This window comes from Streptomyces sp. NPDC000229 (assembly GCF_040300825.1).
Taxonomy (GTDB): Bacteria; Actinomycetota; Actinomycetes; order Streptomycetales; family Streptomycetaceae; genus Streptomyces.
The window spans coordinates 1-16,239 of sequence record NZ_JBEPEL010000121.1 but is presented as its reverse complement, the minus strand read 5'-3'; the positions used below and the strand labels follow the sequence as shown (position 1 = coordinate 16,239).

The following is a 16,239-nucleotide window of genomic DNA, read 5'->3' as shown; positions in this document are numbered from 1 at the left end:
GGTCGGCGGCGCGCCCCCCCCTTACGCCGGATTCGGGGGGCCCGGCCACCCTCGGGTGGCCGGGCCCGGCTTCGTTCCGTGCCGGAACGGCGGGTCAGCCCGCGTCCTTGACCGGGCCCATGACGGCGAATCGCGCGCCCTGGTCGTCGGAGACGAGCGCCGAGCGCCCGAAGGGGCTGTCGGACGGCTCGCGGCTCACGCTGCCGCCCAGTTCGCGGACCTTGGCCACCGTGGCGTCGGTGTCCTCGACGGAGAAGTACACCAGCGCGTGCGCCGGGACCTCCGCCGGGATGAACGCACCCATCTGGAGGCGGCCGGCGGTCGGCGCCTGCGCGCCGGGTGCGAACCACAGCTTGAAGTCGAACTCCGTACCCTCGGAGATCTGCTGCCCGTTGAAGCCGAACACGGTCTCGTAGAAGGGGTCGACGTCGGCCTTGGCGCGGGTGTAGATCTCCGGCCAGAAGAAGGAGCCCGGCGCGCCCTGGAGCTCGAAGCCGGCACGTGTTCCGGGCTGCCACGCGCCGAAGGACGCGCCGCCGGGGTCGACGGCCTGGATCACGCTGCCCGCGTCGGCGATCGGGAACGGGCCGCCGGTCACCTTGCCGCCCGCCTCCGCGATGCGGCGGGCGAGGTCCTCCACGTCGGGCGTGGAGAAGTACAAGTTCCACGCGGTGGGCGCGCCGCCCTGCGCGGGGGCGAGCGCCGCCACGTTCTTGCCGTCCTTGAGCGCTGGCGTGTAGTTGCCGAACGCCTCCGCACCGGCCTCGAACGTCCAGCCGAACAGCTCGCCGTAGAAACGCTTGCCGGCCTCCAGGTCGGCCACGGTCAGGTCCACCCAGCAGGGGGTTCCAGCATCGAACGAGGTCATGTCCTGCCTCTCTCGGTCGCGTACGCCAGTACACGTCGTCACGGTCGTCTGGACGGTATCCGCGGTCTCTCGAGCCCGGAACGAGCGCCGCCCGCGTCCCGCTCGTGAGGAGCGGGACGCGGGCGCGTGGGGGAGGGTGAGCGTCAGGGGGTTCCGGCGGACACGCGGGTGGCGGCACTGGTGACGGTCACGGGGCCGAGGAGGGCACCGGTCTTCTCGTTCTTGGTGAACGCGACGGCGGTCGTGGTGAACGTGTCGCCCTTGACGCGGCCCATGTGCACGGCGTGGACCGTGCCCGGGTAGACGCCCTCCGCGGGCTCCTCGGGGCCGTCGTGGGTGATGTAGAACGAGAAGGAGCCGTCCGGCCGGGCGGTCCAGTACCCGCTGCCCGGGTACTCGGGGTTGCCGTTCTCGTCGGGCGCGCCGTCGGTGGTGAGCGTGTGGTCGGCGGCGAACGAGAAGCGCGAGACGGTTCTCGCCGCGCCGGGGCCGGTGCCTATGGTCACCGTCGTCTCCCAGGTGCCTCCGAGGGCCGGCTGCCGGCTCCCGGCCTCGGTCGTGGCGGTCGCCGTGGCGGTTCCCGCGCCGACCAGGGCCACGGTCAGGGCGAGCCAGACACCGAGCGCGCGCAGGGAGTGGCGGCCGGTGCGGGAGGTGGGGACAAGGGTCGTGTTACGCATGGGAGAGCCTTTCCTGGGGTCCGCGGACATGGGTCTTGAGGTCGAAGCCCGGCCGCCGTACGTCGTCGGCCGTCAGCTCCGTACCGGAGGCGAGCAGGCGCCGGGCGATGCCGTGGTCGGCCGGGCGGTTCACCGACTCCACGCCGGTCAGCCGGTCTTCGCGGAAGCAGAAGACGGAGAACCGGCCGGCGTCCGGATCGCCCACGACCACCGTCTCGTCGTGTCCGGCGGTCAGCCCGGCGATCTGCAGTCGCAATCCGTACTGCTCCGACCAGAACCAGGGGACGGCCGTGTACGGCACGCGGTCGCCGCAGATCCCGGCGGCAACGCACTTGGCCTGGTCGGAGGCGTTCTGCACCGACTCCAGCCGGAGGTGACGGCCCGCGTGCGGGCTGGGGAACCGGGCGCAGTCGCCCAGGGCGTAGATGTCGGGGTCGTCCGTACGCAGCTGGGCGTCGACGAGGATGCCGTCGCCGACCTGAAGCTCGGCGAGGGCCGCGAGCTCGGTGTTGGGCAGCACGCCGATACCGACGACCACCAGGTCGGCGGGGATGCGTTCCGCGCCGTCGAGCTCCACCACCTCCACCCGTCCGGCGGACTCCCCCCACAGGCCGGTCACTTCGCGGTCCAGCAGCACGCGGACGCCCGCGTCGACGTGCTCGGCGACCAGGCGCGCCGACATCGCCGGGGTGAGCGCGCGGGCCAGCGCGCGTCCCTGCGCCTCCACCACCGTCACCTCGTGGCCGAGTCTGCGGGCGGTGGCGGCCAGTTCGAGCCCGATGAACCCGGCGCCGATCACCACGAGGCGGCGCGGCGGGCCGGTCAGCCGCTCCCGCAGGTCCTCGGCGTCGGCGAGACCGCGCAGCGTCAGCACACCGGACAGCGAGCCAGCCCCCGGCACGGGCAGCGTGCGGGGCCGGGCGCCGGTGGCGAGGACGAGGCTGTCGTACGGCAGGGTCGCACCCGTCTCCAGGAGGACGGCCCGTCTCTCCCGGTCGATCTTCGTCGCCCTGATTCCCGACAGCAGTTCGACGTTCTGGGCGGCGAAGAAGGCGCGCGGACGCAGTTCGAGCTCCCCGGCGGCCGTGTCGCCCGTGAGGAACCCCTTCGACAGGGGCGGCCGCTGGTAGGGCAGCGCGGGTTCGTCCCCGACCAGCGTGATCCGGCCGCGGTAGCCGCGGGCGCGCAGCGCCGCGGCGGTGTCGAGCCCGCCCTGGCCCGCGCCGATGACGACGACTCCTCGGGCACCCATCAGCTCTGTGCCTCCGGCAGGTGAACGACCAGCCCGTCGATCGCCTCCGTCACCGGCAGCTGGCAGCTCAGCCTGCTGTGCTCGGTGCGCTCGCAGGCCGTCCCGTACAGCACGTCGTCCTCGACGGAGTCCATGGCGGGCAACGGCAGTTGGTTCGCCTCGTCGATGTAGACGTGGCAGGTGCCGCACTGGGCGGATCCACCGCACTGGGCCTCGATGCCGTCGATGTTGTTCAGCTTCGCACCGCGCATGACCGTGTTGGGCGCCTCGACATCGACGATGGTGACGGTGCCGCTCGGATGCTTGTACGTGATCTTGGCCATGCGCTCTCCTCTGGAGTGTCCACCGGCTTGCGGAGATACGGCCAGGACTGTGGCGACGGCCTCTGGGGGCGTGGTGGAACGGCCCTCGAAGCGGCGGAACCGCTCCACCGGACCCCTACCGGAGTTCGATCGGCCGCGCTCAGCGTGCCGCCATGACTGCTGCCCGGACGCCGCACACCGCCGCCCCACCCGCCCCCTCCACCCCGTCCGCCCCGGCCGGCAACCGGCTACGGCTCGTCCTGGCCGCCTGCTGCCTGGGCCAGTTCATGAACGTGCTGGACGCCTCGGTGGTGAACGTGGCCCTGCCGGTGATCGCCGAGGAACTGCGCTTCGACCGGCACAACCTCCAACTGGTCAACAACGCCTACACCGTGGTCGTCTGCGGGTTCCTCCTGCTCGGCGGCCGACTCGCCGACCTGTTCGGACAGCGCAGGATCTTCCTGTGCGGCGTGGCGCTCTTCACCCTCGCCAGTACGGTCGGGGGAGCGGCGAACGACCCCACCACCCTCATCCTGGCCCGCGCCTTCCAGGGCCTGGGGGCGGCGGTCATGGCACCGGCCACCCTCACCGTCCTCGGCACCACGTTCACCCGGCCCGGCGCGCGCGCCAAGGCGTTCGGCTGGTGGAGCGCGGTCTCGGGTGCCGCGGGCGCCATCGGGGTGCTGCTCGGCGGGGTCATCACCGAGTTCTTCTCCTGGCGCTGGATCCTGCTGATCAACCTGCCCATCGGCATCGCGCTGTTCGCCGCCGTGTGCTGGGTGGTGCCCGAGTCCCCGGCCCGCCAGGGCCGGCGGACCCTCGACGTCCCCGGCGCGGTGACGGTGACCCTCGGCCTCATGGCCGCCGTTCACGGCGTGTCCGAGGCCCACGTGCACGGCTGGAGCTCACCACGCGTCCTGGGCCCGCTGCTGAGCGGCGCGGCCCTGCTCGCCCTGTTCGTCGTCATCCAGGCCCGGTTCGCGAAGCACCCGCTGGTCCCGCTCGGGATCTTCCGCAACCGCGCGGTCGCCGCCGCCAACCTCGTGGCCTTCTTCGGCATCGCCGCCCTCTTCAGCACCTTCTACTTCTTCACCCTGCTGCTCCAGCAGGTGCTCGGCTACAGCCCGTTGCAGACCGGCCTCGGTTACCTGCCCCTGTCGCTGGGCATCGCGCTCGGCGGGTGGGGCATCGCGTCGGTGGTGCCCCGCAGCGGCCCCCGCCCGGTGCTGATCGGCGGACTGGCCCTGGCCGGCGCCGGACTGCTGTGGCTGGCCCGGACGGACGCGACCGCCACGTACACCGCCGACGTACTCGGCCCCGTGCTGCTCCTCGGCTTCGGCATGGGCGCCGTCCTCAACGCGACGACCAACGCGGCCACCGCCGGTCTGCCCGCGCACCAGGCAGGGCTGGCGTCCGGCCTGCTCAACACCACCCGCCAACTGGGCAGCGCCGTCGGCCTGGTGACCCTCGCCGCGCTCTCCACCGCCCGCATCGACGGCACCGGCGCGGGCGGGACGGCGTCACCCGACGCCCTCGCCTCCGGGTACGGGACGGCACTGACCGGAGCGGCCCTCTTCGCCGCGGCGGGGGTCGTGGCCGCCCTGGCCGTACCGGTCAGGGAGCGGTCCAGAGCGTCTCGAGGCGACACCGAGAGGCTGGCACCCTGACGAGAACGGAGGTTTGCGGTGGTCAACGAGTTCCGCACACAGCGGCCGCAGTGGTCGCCCGCGCCGCACGACGACACGCTCGAGTACGCCACGATCGAGGTGCCCCGCGACTACGCCGACCCGGGGGACGAACGGATCACCCTCGCCCTCAGCCGCCGCCGCGCCACCGCCCCCGAGCGGCGGCGCGGCATCCTGCTGGCGGTCAACGGAGGCCCCGGCGGCGACTGGGGACGGGGCCGCGCCCTGCCCGATGTCTTCGCCGGCACCCCGCTGCACGAGGTGTACGACCTGATCGGCTTCGACCCGCGCGGAACCGGCGCCTCCACCCCCCTGCACGCCGAAGTGACCGTGCCGGTCGCGCCGTTCGACTCCCGGCCGCCCGACTCGGCGTTCGCGACCCTCGCCGAGGACATGCGGGTGCGGGAGGAGGCCTGCGCGCGGGCGGGCGGCGACCTGCGCCCGCACATCAGCACCCGCAACACGGCCCGCGACATGGACGTCATCCGCGCCGTCCTCGGCGAGGACAGGCTCAACTTCGTGGGGTACGCGTACGGCGCCTACGTCGGTGCCGTCTACGGCAGCATGTTCCCCGAGCACCTCGACCGCAGCGTCCTCGACTCGTGCGTCAACCCCGACTGGACCTGGCGCGAACAGTTCCTGTGGCAGGGCGACGCCGTGCAGCGCAACGTCGACCAGTGGGCCGCCTGGACCGGTGAACGGCACGGCCACTTCGGACTCGGCACCTCCGCCGCCCAGGTCCTCGCCACCGTGGAGGAGGTCGTCACCCTCCTGGAAGGGCTGAGCCACGGGGCGCAGCTGCGCACCCTGTTCGACGGGGCCGTGGGCAACCGCGCCGCCGACCGCGGCCAGTGGACCGAGTTGGGCATCCTGGTGGGCCGGCTGCGCGAGACGGCCGGGGAGGGCGGCGAGGGCGCCGGCGACGCCTGCCGGGGCCTGCTGTCGCAGCAGGGCACCTGGCGGCCGACCGACAGCGAGGGCGAGCTGCGGTGCGGCGTCCTGGAGGCGATCACCCTGGAGCACGCCTGGCCGGCCGACCTCGAGGTGTACTTCCAGGACATGCGTGACTTCCGCAAGCGGTTCCCCTACGGCTACGGAGTCCTCCGCGCCCAGCCATGGGTGGGCGCCTTCCGCGCCTTCGAGGCCCCCGAGCCGCCCACGGTGATCACCCGCGGCGGTTACCCGGCCGGCCTGGTCGTCCAGGCCGACGGCGACCCGATGGACCACTACGCGGGAGGCGTCGCCATGGCGGAACGGCTCGGCCACCACCTCCTCACCATCGAGGACTCCGGCGAGCACGAGGTGTACGTCCTGGGCGGCAACCCGCACGTCGACACCCTGGTGCACCGGTACCTGGTGGACGGTGTCCTTCCGCCCGCCCGCACCTCGTGCCCGGGCCGTACGCCGAGGCCCGACATTCCCGCGGACGCCGCCTGAACCACCCCGGTGGACGAGCACGGACACCACGAAGGCCCGGTACCGATCGGTACCGGGCCTTCGTCCTGCCGGGCGGGTCACCACGTGACCGGCAGCTCCCACAGCCCGTAGATCACGGCGCCTTCCTTGCGGGGGATCTCCAGGAACGGCTTGGCGAGCCGCAGCGTCGGGACGCGCTGGAACAACTTGCTCCACACGATCTCCAGCTCCAGCCGCGCCAGGTCCGCGCCGATGCAGTGGTGCACCCCGTGCCCGAACCCCAGGTGCTTGCGGCTGCCACGCGTGATGTCGAGCTTCTCCGGCTCGGGGAACACCTCGGGGTCCCGGTTGGCGGCCAGCCCGAGGCACAGGATCCCGTCGCCCTTGCGGATGACCTGGCCGCCGATCTCGATGTCCTCCAGGGCCACCCGCGGCACGGCGGTGTCCCCGATGGTGGCGAAACGGACGAGCTCCTCGACCGCCGGCCGCACCAGCGACGGGTCGTTCAGGAGCAGGTCGAGCTGGTCGGGGTTCTCCAGCAGGCAGGCGGTGCCCAGCGAGATCTGGCTGGCCGTGGTCTCGTGGCCGCCGTTCATCAGCAGCCGGACCATGTTGAACAGGTCGCGGTCGGTGTACTCCTCGCCGGAGGCCTCGTAGTCGGCCATCGCCCGGCTGAGCAGGTCCTCGCCCGGCTCGGCCTTCTTCTGCTGGATCAGGTCGCTGATGTACGCGTTGACCTCGACGATCGCCGCCTGACGCTCCTCGGTGGAGCTGTGGCCGCCGAGCAGCGCCGTACCGTGCTTGATGAAGAAGTCGTGCTGGTCCTGCGGAATGCCGAGCAGTTCGCAGATGACCGTCATCGGCACCGCCAGGGAGAACACCCGATGGAAGTCGACCGGCGGCGTCATCGCCAGCAGCTTGTCCAGGTGGTCGTCGACGATCTCCTCGATGCGCGGCCGCAACCGCTGCACCTGGCGGTTGGTGAAGGTGAGCGCCGCCTTGCGCCGGGTGTTGCTGTGCTCCTTGCCGTCGTATCCGATGAACGACGTCTCGGTCCGGTACTCCGGCGGGGCGACGAAGTAGAACGGGAAGTTGTCGTGCTTGCGCGAGGCGCTGACCCGTGGGTCGGTCAGCAGCTCCCGTATGGTCTGGTAGCCGGTGACCGTCCAGATGCGCAGACCGGATCCGTCCAGGGTGACCTGTGAGACGTCCTTCTCGATCATCTCGGTGTATTCCTTCGGCGGCGTGAACGGGCACTGCCGCGCGTAGGGGAACGTCTTGGTCTCCGCCTCCGCGAGGGCGTCCGGCTCCATGGCACTGGTTGTCACGGTGAGTCCTTTCCGTTTCGTGAGGGATCGGGCGAGCGGGAGTGGTGAGGACGCCCTAGCGCCCGGCGATGTCCATACCGCCGTCGACGGTGATGATCTGCCCGGTGACCAGCGAGTCGGACGGCTCGGCGAGGCGGGTGACCCAGGACGCGATGTCCTCCGCCTCGGCGACCCGGCCGAGCGGGATGGAGTGCGCCACCCCGGCGAACAGCCCCTCGACCTGTTCGGCCGACAGCCCGTTGGCCGCGTACGCCTCGGTGCGGACGAAACCCGGGGCGACGGCGTTGACGCGGATGCCCTGCGGGGCGAGCTCGGCGGCCCAGCTCCTGGTGAAGCTGTGCACGGCGGCCTTGCTCGCCGAGTACAGCGAGCTCTCGGGGCCGGGGTTGTGACCGCCCCGGCTGGAGATGAGGATGATGTGCCCGCCCGGGCTGCGCAGCAGCGGCAGGAGGTGCGCGGTCAGCAGGGCGGGGCCCAGGACGTTGGTCTCCAGCACTTCCCGCGCCGTGCCCGCGTCGAGCGCCGCGAGGAGGGTGAAACGGAAGACACCGGCGTTCTGCACGAGCACGTCCAGCGCGCCGCCGTGCTCCCGCACCGCCTCGGAGACGGCCTCGGCGCCCACCTCGGTGGTCACATCGGCGCAGACGGGGACGATCGCCGGGTGGAGCTCCGCCACCTCGGCCAGCCGCTCCTTGCGGCGGCCGGTGATGACCACGGCGCCGGCGCCGAGGCCGGCGAAGGCCAGCGCGGTGGCCCGGCCGATGCCGGTGCCTCCTCCGGTGACGACGACGGTCCGTTCGGCAAAGGGCGTGTCCGACATGGCGACTTCCTCTCTCGGCCGGTGTATGACGGTGGACGGATCCAGCCGTGAGCCAGTACACCGGCTCCGGCTGGGGCGCCGGTCGAGCGGACGGGGAGCGCGGTGCGCTCAGGTGCCGTCCGTGAAGCGGACCTCGGGGGAGGGGCAGCCGGCCGCGGCGAAGGCGAGGAGCCGCATCCCCTCGGCGACCAGTTCCGACCGGTCCTTTTCCGCCAGGGGCGCGAACGGCTCCAGCACCAGCGTCGCCGTGTCGCGCCCGCGCTCGACGCGCCACATGCCGCGGACGAACCCGTCGACCAGGAAGGTCGGTCTGATCAGACCGTTGCGGGTGAAGACCAGACGGCGCTGCTCCTCGGTCAGGATCCGCGAGCGGTCGGCGTGCGAGAGCAGGATGTTGTCGAAGTCGGGGAGGTACCGCACCGGCACGGGGGTGCCGGGCGCCGGCCGGGGAGCGTCGGGCAGGTCGTACAGCTGGACGCCGTTCTCGTCGCGGAAGGTACGCAGCCGTGGCCCGAGGCGTCGCACCACCGCGCCGAGCCGGGTCATCCCGGACCAGACCTGCATGTCCTTCACGCTCGCCGGACCGAACGCGGCCAGGTACCGCACGACCGTCTCGTCCGGCGACTCGTCGTCGTCGAGAGGGCTGCCCAGCCACGCCTCGGCGGTGGTGTGCACGGCCTGCCCGCTCTCGCCCCACAGCCCACGCGGCGGGATCTGCACGAGCGGCTCCAGGTTGCGTACGGCATTGGCCAGGGCGAACGGGTCCCGGTCGGGCAGGTGTTCGGCGAGCCCCGCACCGAGTCCGCCCAGGGTGAGTGGCTCCTTCTCGACCAGTTCGCGGCCGAGCGCCACCACCTCGGCGAGGTCCAGGCCGGCCAGCTTGCGGCCGAACGTGCCGTTGAGCTGCCGTTCCAGCGGGCCGCGCAGGACGGGCCGCAGCCGCAGGCAGTCCCGGGCGGTGACCAGGTGCAGGGTTCCGCGCATCAGCACGATCCGCACCACCGCCCGCTCCCGCACAAGGTCCGACAGGTCCTCGATACGGAAGCCCGCGAGCCGGGTCCACAACCCGACGTACGGCGGATCCGGAGCCTGCGCCTGCATACCGACCAGGTGCTCGACGGCCTCGGAGGCCGTCATCGCCGAGCGTTCGATGAGCAGCTGCCGGGCCAGCAGTGCTCGGTTCAGCGCCCTCCGGTCGAGTACGTCCGCGGCGTCTGTCATGACCGTCCTTTCCTCCTGAAGCGTGACAGCGGCGGTGCCCCGGAACGTTCCACGGGGCACCGCCGCAGCGTACGGCCGAGCGGGCTCAGCTCAGCCTGACCAGTACGGTGCCGCTGTACCGGCGCTCCAGCAGCGCGACGAACGCCTCCGGCAGCGCGGGCACCCCGCCTTCGACGACCGTGTGCGGGAAGACGATGCGGCCGTCGCGCAGCCACTCGCCGAACCGGTCGTTCCAGTGCTCGATCTGGTCCGGCGTGTGCAGCGTGGCGAAGCCCCGCAGGGTCAGGTCCTTGGTGATGACCGACATCAGCGGCAGCCGCGGGCTGCCCCCGTCACCGGTGCCGTGCTGTCCCGCCAGCGCGCCGCACAACGCGAACCGCGCGCCGCGCGAGGCCACCGCCACCGCGGCCTCGAACTGCTCGCCGCCGACGTTGTCGAACACCACGTCGAGGCCGTCGGGCGCCAGCTCGGCGAGCTGCTCGGCAACCGGGCCGTCGTGGTAGTCGAAGGCGGCGTCGAAGCCCAGCTCGTCGACCAGGAAGTCGATCTTCTCCTTGGAGCCCGTGCTGCCGATGACCCGCTTGGCGCCCCGCAGCCTGGCGATCTGCCCCGCCAGGGCACCGACGCCGTTGGTGGCGCCGGACACGAACACCACGTCACCTTCGCGTACGTCCGCCGTACCGACCATGCCGTGCCAGGCCGTCGGGCCCTGCGACAGGAAGTACTCCGGGCCCGGCAGCAGTGCCCGGTCCCGTTTGAAGAACTCGTGGGCGGTGCCGACGGCGTACTCGCGCCACCCGGAGAAGTGCTCCACCAGATCCCCGACCGCCAGGTCCGGGCTGTTCGACCTGACGACCGTGCCGACGGTCCGGCCCCACATGGCGACGCCCGGCTGGAAGACCGGGATCGGCAGCTTGGTGTCCGGGTTCATCTGGTCGCGGGCCACCGAGCCCAGGGTCATCCAGTCGTTGCGTACGACGACCTGGCCCTCACCCGGCTCGGTGAGGGCGGACTCCCCGAGTTCGAAGTGGGCGAGGGTGACGTCCCCCTCGGGGTACGAGGCCAGCCGGACCTCCCGGCTGGTCGCCGGCAGCTGTTCGACGGTCATGCGGTGCTCCTTGACAGTTCGACGGGAAGGGCGAGCAGGTTGTGGTTCACGTCCCCGGCCCGCCAGCACAGCTCGTGCTCGGGGACCGCGAGCCGCGCGCCGGGGTAGCGGCGGGTCAGCTCCTCGAGCGCGACGGCGAGTTCCAGGCGTGCGAGCGGCGCGCCCAGGCAGCGGTGGATGCCGTGGCCGAACGCGAGGTGGGGGTTGTCGGCCCGCTCGAAGTCGGCGCGGTCGGGGCAGGGGAAGACCGCGGCGTCGCGGTTGGCCGACGGGAAGGCCAGGAACACGGCCTCACCCGCGGGGATCACCACCCCGCCGACGGTCACGTCCTCGGTGGCGATCCGGGGCAGCCCCGAGGTGTCGTTGCCGTTGAGGTTCACCGTACGCAGCAGTTCCTCCACCGCCGCCGGGATCTCCTCGGGGTGCTCGCCCAGCCGGCGCCACACGTCCGGGTGGTCGGCGAGCAGCGTGACGGTGAAGTTGCCGATCTGGCCGGCCGACGAGTCGAACCCGGCGCCCAGCAGCGTGAAGCCGAGCCCGACGAGTTCCTCGAACGCGAGCCGGTCCTCACCGGACCCACCGTCCCCGAGCCGGGCGGCGGCCAGCGCGGACAGTACGTCGTCGGCGGGCTCCCGCTGCTTCGCCGCCACCAGCCCGGCGATGTACGCGCCGAGCTTCTCCCCGCCCTCCGCCGACCGCTCCTTCGGGGCGGACACATCGGCGAACTGCCGTACCCAGGAGTGGAACTGGTCCCGGTCCGCCTCCGGGACCCCGAGCAGCTCACAGATGACGGTCATCGCGAGCGGCGCCGCGAAGCCGGCCACCAGGTCGACCGGACCCTGCCCGGCCCCCTTCTCCACCTCGTCCAGCAGCCGGCCCGCGAGCTCCCGCACCCGGGGGCGCATCCCCTCGATGCGCTGGGGGGAGAAGGCCTGCTCGGCCAGGGCCCGCAGCCGGGTGTGGTCCGGCGGGTCCAGCGAGATGATCATCCCGCGCGGCGCCTGGAAAAGGCCGCTGAACCGCGGCGCGTCGGGAGCGTAGGAGGCGGCCCGGCTGAACCGCGGATCGCCGAGCACCCGGACCACGTCCTCGTGACGGGTCACCAGCCAGGCGTGACCGCCGCCTTCCCAGGCCACCCTGACGACCGGCCGCTCGGCACGCAGGCGCGCGAAGAGCGGCGCGGGGCCCCGGTGGCTGGAGCCGGGGAAGGGGAATTCGGGCAGCTCCAGGTGGCCCTCGGCCGGCCCGGTCGGACGGAGATTCATCGACATGTCCCCCTCGGTCAGCGCAGGGAGCGGAAGAAGGACCGGAGCTCCCCGACGAGCAGCTCCGGCTGCTCGAGCGCGGGGAAGTGGCCACCGCTCTCGTGGTCGGTCCAGCGGCGCAGATCCGTGAACCGGTGCTCGCACCAGGCGCGGGGCATCCGCGCGTCCTTCGGGAACACCGAGCAGGCCGTGGGGACGGCCACCGGACCGAGCGCCATCCTGTTGTGGCTCTCCCAGTAGATACGGGCGGAGGACGCGCCCGTGCCGGCCAGCCACGCGAGCGTCACCACGTCCAGCAGCCGGTCGCGGGGGACGACCTTCTCCAGGTCGCCGTCGTGGTCGCTCCACGCCCAGTACTTCTCGGCGATCCAGGCCAGCTGGCCGGCCGGCGAGTCCGTCAGCGCGTAACCGAGGGTCTGGGGGCGGGTGGACTGGAGGACCGAGTAGCCGCCCTCGTTCTGCTGGAACTCCTTGAGCGCCGCGAGGCCCGCGAGATCCCGCTCGTCCAGCGCCACCTGCTCCTGCGGCGGCTTCGCGAACGGCATCACCAGGTGGATGCCGATCAGGTGCTCCGCGTCGATGCCGCCCAGCTCCCCGGTGATGAACGAGCCCCAGTCCACGCCGTGCGCCGCGTACCGCTCGTAACCGAGCCGCGCCATCAGCCGCGCCCAGGCAGCCGCGGTGCGCTCCACCGTCCACCCGGTGGCCGTCGGCTTGTCGCTGAACGCGTACCCGGGGAGGGAGGGGCACACCACGTGGAAGGCGTCCGCCGGGTCCTCCGGGTCCGTCAGCGGACCGATCAGGTCGAGGAACTCGACCACCGAGCCGGGCCAGCCGTGGCTGAGCAGCAGCGGCACGGCACCGGGGTGCGGGGAGCGCACGTGCAGGAAGTGGATGCCCAGGCCGTCGATCTCGGTACGGAACTGGGGCACGGCGTTCAACCGCGCCTCGGTCGCCCGCCAGTCGTAGGAGGTGCGCCAGTACGCGGCCAGGTCGCGGAGGTAATCCAGCGGTACGCCCTGCGACCAGTCGTCGACGGTCTCCGCCTCCGGCCACCTGGTGCGCGCGAGACGGTCCTTGAGGTCGGCGAGATCCGCCTCGGGGATCCCGGCCCTGAAGGGCGTGAGCGCGGTACTCATGGGTGAGCTCCTCCTGTGCTGCCGAAGGCTGTGTGCCACCGCACGCTAGGGACCCGCCCTCGAGGCGGGGTCGAACAGCCGTCTGTCCGGCGGCGCTTGCCCGGAGGGCCGACCGGTCCACGAGCGGAACGCGAGCGACCGCCTCCACTGTGCGCCGTGCCATGCCGTGCCCGACACGAGGAGGAGCCCAGCGATGACGACATCCGGCGCCACCGGGCCGCTGCACGGGCTGAAGGTCGTCGAACTGGCGGCGATCGGCCCCGTGCCGTTCGCCTGCATGATGTTCGCCGACCTCGGAGCCGACGTCCTGCGGGTCGACCGTGCGGACGGCCGCCGGTCGTTCGCCCAGTGGCACCGGGTGCTGGACCGGGGGAGGCGCTCGACCGTCCTCGACCTGAAGGACCCGGCCGGCGTCGATCAGCTCTTCGGCCTCGTGGACCGGGCCGACGTGCTCGTCGAGGGCTTCCGGCCGGGCGTGGCGGAGCGGCTCGGCATCGGCCCCGACGCCTGCCTCGCGCGCAACCCCCGGCTGGTCTACGCCCGTATGACCGGCTGGGGGCAGGACGGGCCGCTCGCCCACACGCCGGGCCACGACATCAACTACCTCGCCCTGACCGGCGCGTTGGACGCCATCGGCGAGGCGGGCGGTCCCCCGGTGCCGCCGGTGAACCTGCTGGGCGACTTCGGGGGCGGCGCGATGTTCCTCGTCGCCGGCGTACTGGCGGCCCTGTACGAACGCCACACCTCCGGGCGCGGCCAGGTCGTCGACGCGGCGATCGTGGACGGCACCAACGCCCTGCTCGGCATGCTCGTCGCCATGACCGGTGCCGGCGCGTGGCGGGAGGAGCGCGGGGTCAACCTCCTGGACGGCGGGGCACCGTTCTACACCTGCTACGCCTGCGCGGACGGCGGCCATGTGGCGGTCGGCGCGCTGGAGGACCACTTCTACGCGGCCCTGCTGCACGGGCTGGACCTCGACCCGGCCACCGTGCCGGACCGCGACGACCCCACCGAATGGCCCGCACTGCGCCGTCTGTTCGCCGACCGTTTCCTGCGCCACGACCGGGACACCTGGGCCCGCCGGTTCGAGGCCACCGAGGCCTGTGTGACCCCTGTGCTGACGGTGACCGAAGCCGCCGCACACCCCCACCACCGGGCGCGTGGCAGCCGCCCCGCCGCTCCCGCTCCCCGCTTCAGCCGCACTCCAGCGGAACTCCACTGACCGCCGTCATTCTGCGTATCGACGCTCACGGCCTTCGGCCGGTTCGCCGGTTTCCCCCCGGAACCCCGATACCCCCCAAGTATCAGAGAGGTACACACCATGGCTATTTCGTCCGAGCAGGCTCCGTCCGTGGAGACGGGGGTGGAGAGGTTAACGACGGGCGCGGATGCGGCGGCCGACACGGTGAAGCTCGACCCGAAGCGCTGGGCGGCGCTGCTGGTTCTGCTCGTGTCCGCCTTCATGGATCTGCTGGACGGCACGATCGCCAACGTGGCGGCGCCCTCGATGCAGCAGGAACTGGCGGCCGGCTACTCGGCCATCCAGTGGGTTCTGGTGGGGTACCAGCTCGCCTTCGCCCTCACCCTGATCCTCGGCGGTCGGCTGGGTGACATCTTCGGACGCAAGAGGATGTTCCTCATCGGTGTCGCCGGCTTCACGCTGACCTCCCTGACGGCGGGGCTCGCGCAGGAGCCCTGGCAGCTGGTGATCTCGCGCGTCCTCCAGGGGGCGTTCTCCGGCATCATGGTGCCGCAGGTGCTGTCGATCATCCACGTGACGTTCTCCGACAAGGAGCGCGGCACGGCGTTCGCCCTGCACGGCCTGGTCGGCGGTCTCGCCGCCACCCTGGGTCTCGCGCTGGGCGGTCTCATGGTCGAGTGGGACCTCTTCGGCCTCAGCTGGCGGCTGATCTTCCTGGTCAACGTGCCGATCGGTCTCGTCGGCCTGCTGTACGGCTCCAAGGTGATCACCGAGTCCAAGGCGCCGCAGGCCCTCAGGCTCGACATGCTGGGTCTCGTCCTGGCCACCGGCGGTCTGGTCATGCTCGTCTACCCGCTGCTCCAGGGCCGCGAACTGGGCTGGCCGACGTGGGGTTACGCCTCCATGATCGCGTCGCTGCCGGTGCTCCTCGGGTTCGTCGCCTGGCAGCGCCGCAAGACCCGCAAGGACGGCTCACCGCTCGTGGAGCTCGGCCTGTTCCGCACCCGCAGCTTCTCCTCCGGCCTCGCCGTGAACCTGATCTTCTACATCGGCATGGGCATGTTCACCATCGGCTGGACCCTGTACATGCAGATCGGTCAGGGCTGGTCCCCGATGCGCGCCGGCCTCACCAGCCTGCCCTTCTGCATCGGCGCCTTCCTCACCGCCACCACGTCGGTGATGGTCCTGGTGCCCAAGTTCGGCCGCAAGGCCATGCAGGTGGGCGCGGTCGTCCTGGTCGCCGGCCTCGGCTCGTACATCTGGGTCGCCGGTGAGTACGGCAGCGACGTGACCTCCTGGCACCTCGTCGTCCCGCTGTTCCTGATCGGTCTGGGCTTCGGCACGGTGGCCACCCCGCTGCCGCTGATCGTCACCTCCGAGGTGCCGCACAAGGACGCCGGCTCCGCGTCGGGCCTGGTGAACACCAACACCCAGCTGGGCTTCGCCATCGGCGGCGCGCTGGTGAGCGTGGTCTTCTTCGGCGGGCTCGCGGGCAACACCGGAGCCGGTGTCGACCAGCAGATCCCGCAGCTGCGCCAGGACCTGGTCGCCACCGCCGGGGTCACCCCCGGCGAGGCGGACACGATCGCCGCCGCCTACCGGACCTGCTCGGTGGACCGCGCCGGCGAGAAGGACCTCGCCACCGTCCCGGAGAGCTGCACCGTGGCACCGCTGCGGGACGAGAAGGTCGCCTCGGTCCTGGCGGGCTACCAGGAGGACGCCACCGGCACCTCCTTCGCGGCCAGCTTCCAGACGCTGCTCTGGGTGTTCATCGGCGTCACCGCGGTGGTGTTCCTGCTGATGTTCGCCATCCCCCGCAGGCTGCGCCAGGAAGGTGAGGGAGCGCCCGAGGCCCAAGGGGCCGCGGTGTCCTGACCCCACCACCCCCGCCCCGGCGCGGCGGGACCGGACGGCCACCCCCCCCCGGTCGCCCCCCGACGCAAACCACCAAATT

The 16,239-nt window shown here is 72.1% G+C and carries 14 protein-coding genes; 4 read left to right on the top strand and 10 right to left on the bottom strand.

The features are described from left to right. Window positions 1-94: 94 nt before the first annotated feature. The 4 genes from ABT360_RS33520 to ABT360_RS33505 all read right to left on the bottom strand — a co-directional run bounded on the left by ABT360_RS33520 (window position 95) and on the right by ABT360_RS33505 (window position 3,123). Complete coding sequence (locus ABT360_RS33520) at window positions 95-868, bottom strand: VOC family protein (protein WP_351825175.1); 774 nt, start codon at window positions 866-868, stop codon at window positions 95-97. 143 nt (window positions 869-1,011) lie between these two features. After that, on the bottom strand, window positions 1,012-1,548 hold the full coding sequence (locus ABT360_RS33515) for a hypothetical protein (RefSeq protein WP_351825172.1): 537 nt from the start codon (window positions 1,546-1,548) through the stop codon (window positions 1,012-1,014). Next, window positions 1,541-2,800 (bottom strand): NAD(P)/FAD-dependent oxidoreductase, encoded by a 1,260-nt coding sequence (locus tag ABT360_RS33510; RefSeq protein ID WP_351825169.1) that lies wholly within the window; start codon window positions 2,798-2,800, stop codon window positions 1,541-1,543. The genes ABT360_RS33515 and ABT360_RS33510 overlap by 8 nt, the downstream gene beginning before the upstream one ends. Then, window positions 2,800-3,123, bottom strand: a complete 324-nt coding sequence (locus ABT360_RS33505) for a 2Fe-2S iron-sulfur cluster-binding protein (RefSeq protein ID WP_351825166.1) — start codon at window positions 3,121-3,123, stop codon at window positions 2,800-2,802. Before ABT360_RS33505 ends, ABT360_RS33510 begins: the two co-directional genes overlap by 1 nt. A 152-nt stretch (window positions 3,124-3,275) precedes the next feature. On the opposite strand from ABT360_RS33505, the gene ABT360_RS33500 reads away from it, so the two are divergent. After that, window positions 3,276-4,769: an MFS transporter gene (locus ABT360_RS33500; RefSeq protein WP_351825163.1), complete on the top strand. Its 1,494-nt coding sequence runs from the start codon at window positions 3,276-3,278 to the stop codon at window positions 4,767-4,769. An 18-nt stretch (window positions 4,770-4,787) separates the two neighbouring features. After that, window positions 4,788-6,224: an alpha/beta fold hydrolase gene (locus ABT360_RS33495; RefSeq protein ID WP_351825160.1), complete on the top strand. Its 1,437-nt coding sequence runs from the start codon at window positions 4,788-4,790 to the stop codon at window positions 6,222-6,224. A 77-nt stretch (window positions 6,225-6,301) separates the two neighbouring features. On the opposite strand, the gene ABT360_RS33490 is transcribed toward ABT360_RS33495, so the two are convergent. The 6 genes from ABT360_RS33490 to ABT360_RS33465 all read right to left on the bottom strand — a co-directional run bounded on the left by ABT360_RS33490 (window position 6,302) and on the right by ABT360_RS33465 (window position 13,084). Then, the gene (locus ABT360_RS33490; RefSeq protein ID WP_351825157.1) at window positions 6,302-7,531 is read right to left on the bottom strand and encodes a cytochrome P450; all 1,230 of its coding nucleotides are present in this window, start codon (window positions 7,529-7,531) and stop codon (window positions 6,302-6,304) included. A 55-nt stretch (window positions 7,532-7,586) separates the two neighbouring features. Continuing rightward, the gene (locus ABT360_RS33485) at window positions 7,587-8,351 is read right to left on the bottom strand and encodes an SDR family NAD(P)-dependent oxidoreductase (RefSeq protein ID WP_351825154.1); all 765 of its coding nucleotides are present in this window, start codon (window positions 8,349-8,351) and stop codon (window positions 7,587-7,589) included. Window positions 8,352-8,459: 108 nt separating this feature from the next. After that, window positions 8,460-9,572, bottom strand: a complete 1,113-nt coding sequence (locus ABT360_RS33480; protein WP_351825151.1) for a winged helix DNA-binding domain-containing protein — start codon at window positions 9,570-9,572, stop codon at window positions 8,460-8,462. Window positions 9,573-9,657: 85 nt separating this feature from the next. Beyond that, window positions 9,658-10,680: an NADP-dependent oxidoreductase gene (locus ABT360_RS33475; protein ID WP_351825148.1), complete on the bottom strand. Its 1,023-nt coding sequence runs from the start codon at window positions 10,678-10,680 to the stop codon at window positions 9,658-9,660. Then, entirely contained in the window at window positions 10,677-11,945 is a 1,269-nt protein-coding gene (locus ABT360_RS33470; RefSeq protein WP_351825145.1) for a cytochrome P450, read from the bottom strand. The genes ABT360_RS33475 and ABT360_RS33470 overlap by 4 nt, the downstream gene beginning before the upstream one ends. A 17-nt stretch (window positions 11,946-11,962) precedes the next feature. Continuing rightward, window positions 11,963-13,084: an epoxide hydrolase family protein gene (locus ABT360_RS33465; protein WP_351825143.1), complete on the bottom strand. Its 1,122-nt coding sequence runs from the start codon at window positions 13,082-13,084 to the stop codon at window positions 11,963-11,965. A gap of 193 nt (window positions 13,085-13,277) precedes the next feature. On the opposite strand from ABT360_RS33465, the gene ABT360_RS33460 reads away from it, so the two are divergent. Next, complete coding sequence (locus ABT360_RS33460; protein ID WP_351825141.1) at window positions 13,278-14,306, top strand: CaiB/BaiF CoA transferase family protein; 1,029 nt, start codon at window positions 13,278-13,280, stop codon at window positions 14,304-14,306. A gap of 99 nt (window positions 14,307-14,405) precedes the next feature. Further along, window positions 14,406-16,160, top strand: coding sequence for an MFS transporter (locus ABT360_RS33455; RefSeq protein ID WP_351825138.1), 1,755 nt, complete (start codon window positions 14,406-14,408; stop codon window positions 16,158-16,160). The last annotated feature ends 79 nt before the right edge of the window (window positions 16,161-16,239 follow it).

What these genes read in the sequence shown, in the direction of transcription:
- ABT360_RS33465 (WP_351825143.1), bottom strand. Translation starts at nt 13,084, where the DNA reads ATGAGTACCGCGCTCACGCCCTTCAGGGCCGGGATCCCCGAGGCGGAT.
- ABT360_RS33510 (WP_351825169.1), bottom strand. Translation starts at nt 2,800, where the DNA reads ATGGGTGCCCGAGGAGTCGTCGTCATCGGCGCGGGCCAGGGCGGGCTC.
- ABT360_RS33475 (WP_351825148.1), bottom strand. Translation starts at nt 10,680, where the DNA reads ATGACCGTCGAACAGCTGCCGGCGACCAGCCGGGAGGTCCGGCTGGCC.
- ABT360_RS33460 (WP_351825141.1), top strand. Translation starts at nt 13,278, where the DNA reads ATGACGACATCCGGCGCCACCGGGCCGCTGCACGGGCTGAAGGTCGTC.
- ABT360_RS33485 (WP_351825154.1), bottom strand. Translation starts at nt 8,351, where the DNA reads ATGTCGGACACGCCCTTTGCCGAACGGACCGTCGTCGTCACCGGAGGA.
- ABT360_RS33515 (WP_351825172.1), bottom strand. Translation starts at nt 1,548, where the DNA reads ATGCGTAACACGACCCTTGTCCCCACCTCCCGCACCGGCCGCCACTCC.
- ABT360_RS33520 (WP_351825175.1), bottom strand. Translation starts at nt 868, where the DNA reads ATGACCTCGTTCGATGCTGGAACCCCCTGCTGGGTGGACCTGACCGTG.
- ABT360_RS33505 (WP_351825166.1), bottom strand. Translation starts at nt 3,123, where the DNA reads ATGGCCAAGATCACGTACAAGCATCCGAGCGGCACCGTCACCATCGTC.
- ABT360_RS33455 (WP_351825138.1), top strand. Translation starts at nt 14,406, where the DNA reads ATGGCTATTTCGTCCGAGCAGGCTCCGTCCGTGGAGACGGGGGTGGAG.
- ABT360_RS33480 (WP_351825151.1), bottom strand. Translation starts at nt 9,572, where the DNA reads ATGACAGACGCCGCGGACGTACTCGACCGGAGGGCGCTGAACCGAGCA.
- ABT360_RS33500 (WP_351825163.1), top strand. Translation starts at nt 3,276, where the DNA reads ATGACTGCTGCCCGGACGCCGCACACCGCCGCCCCACCCGCCCCCTCC.
- ABT360_RS33470 (WP_351825145.1), bottom strand. Translation starts at nt 11,945, where the DNA reads ATGAATCTCCGTCCGACCGGGCCGGCCGAGGGCCACCTGGAGCTGCCC.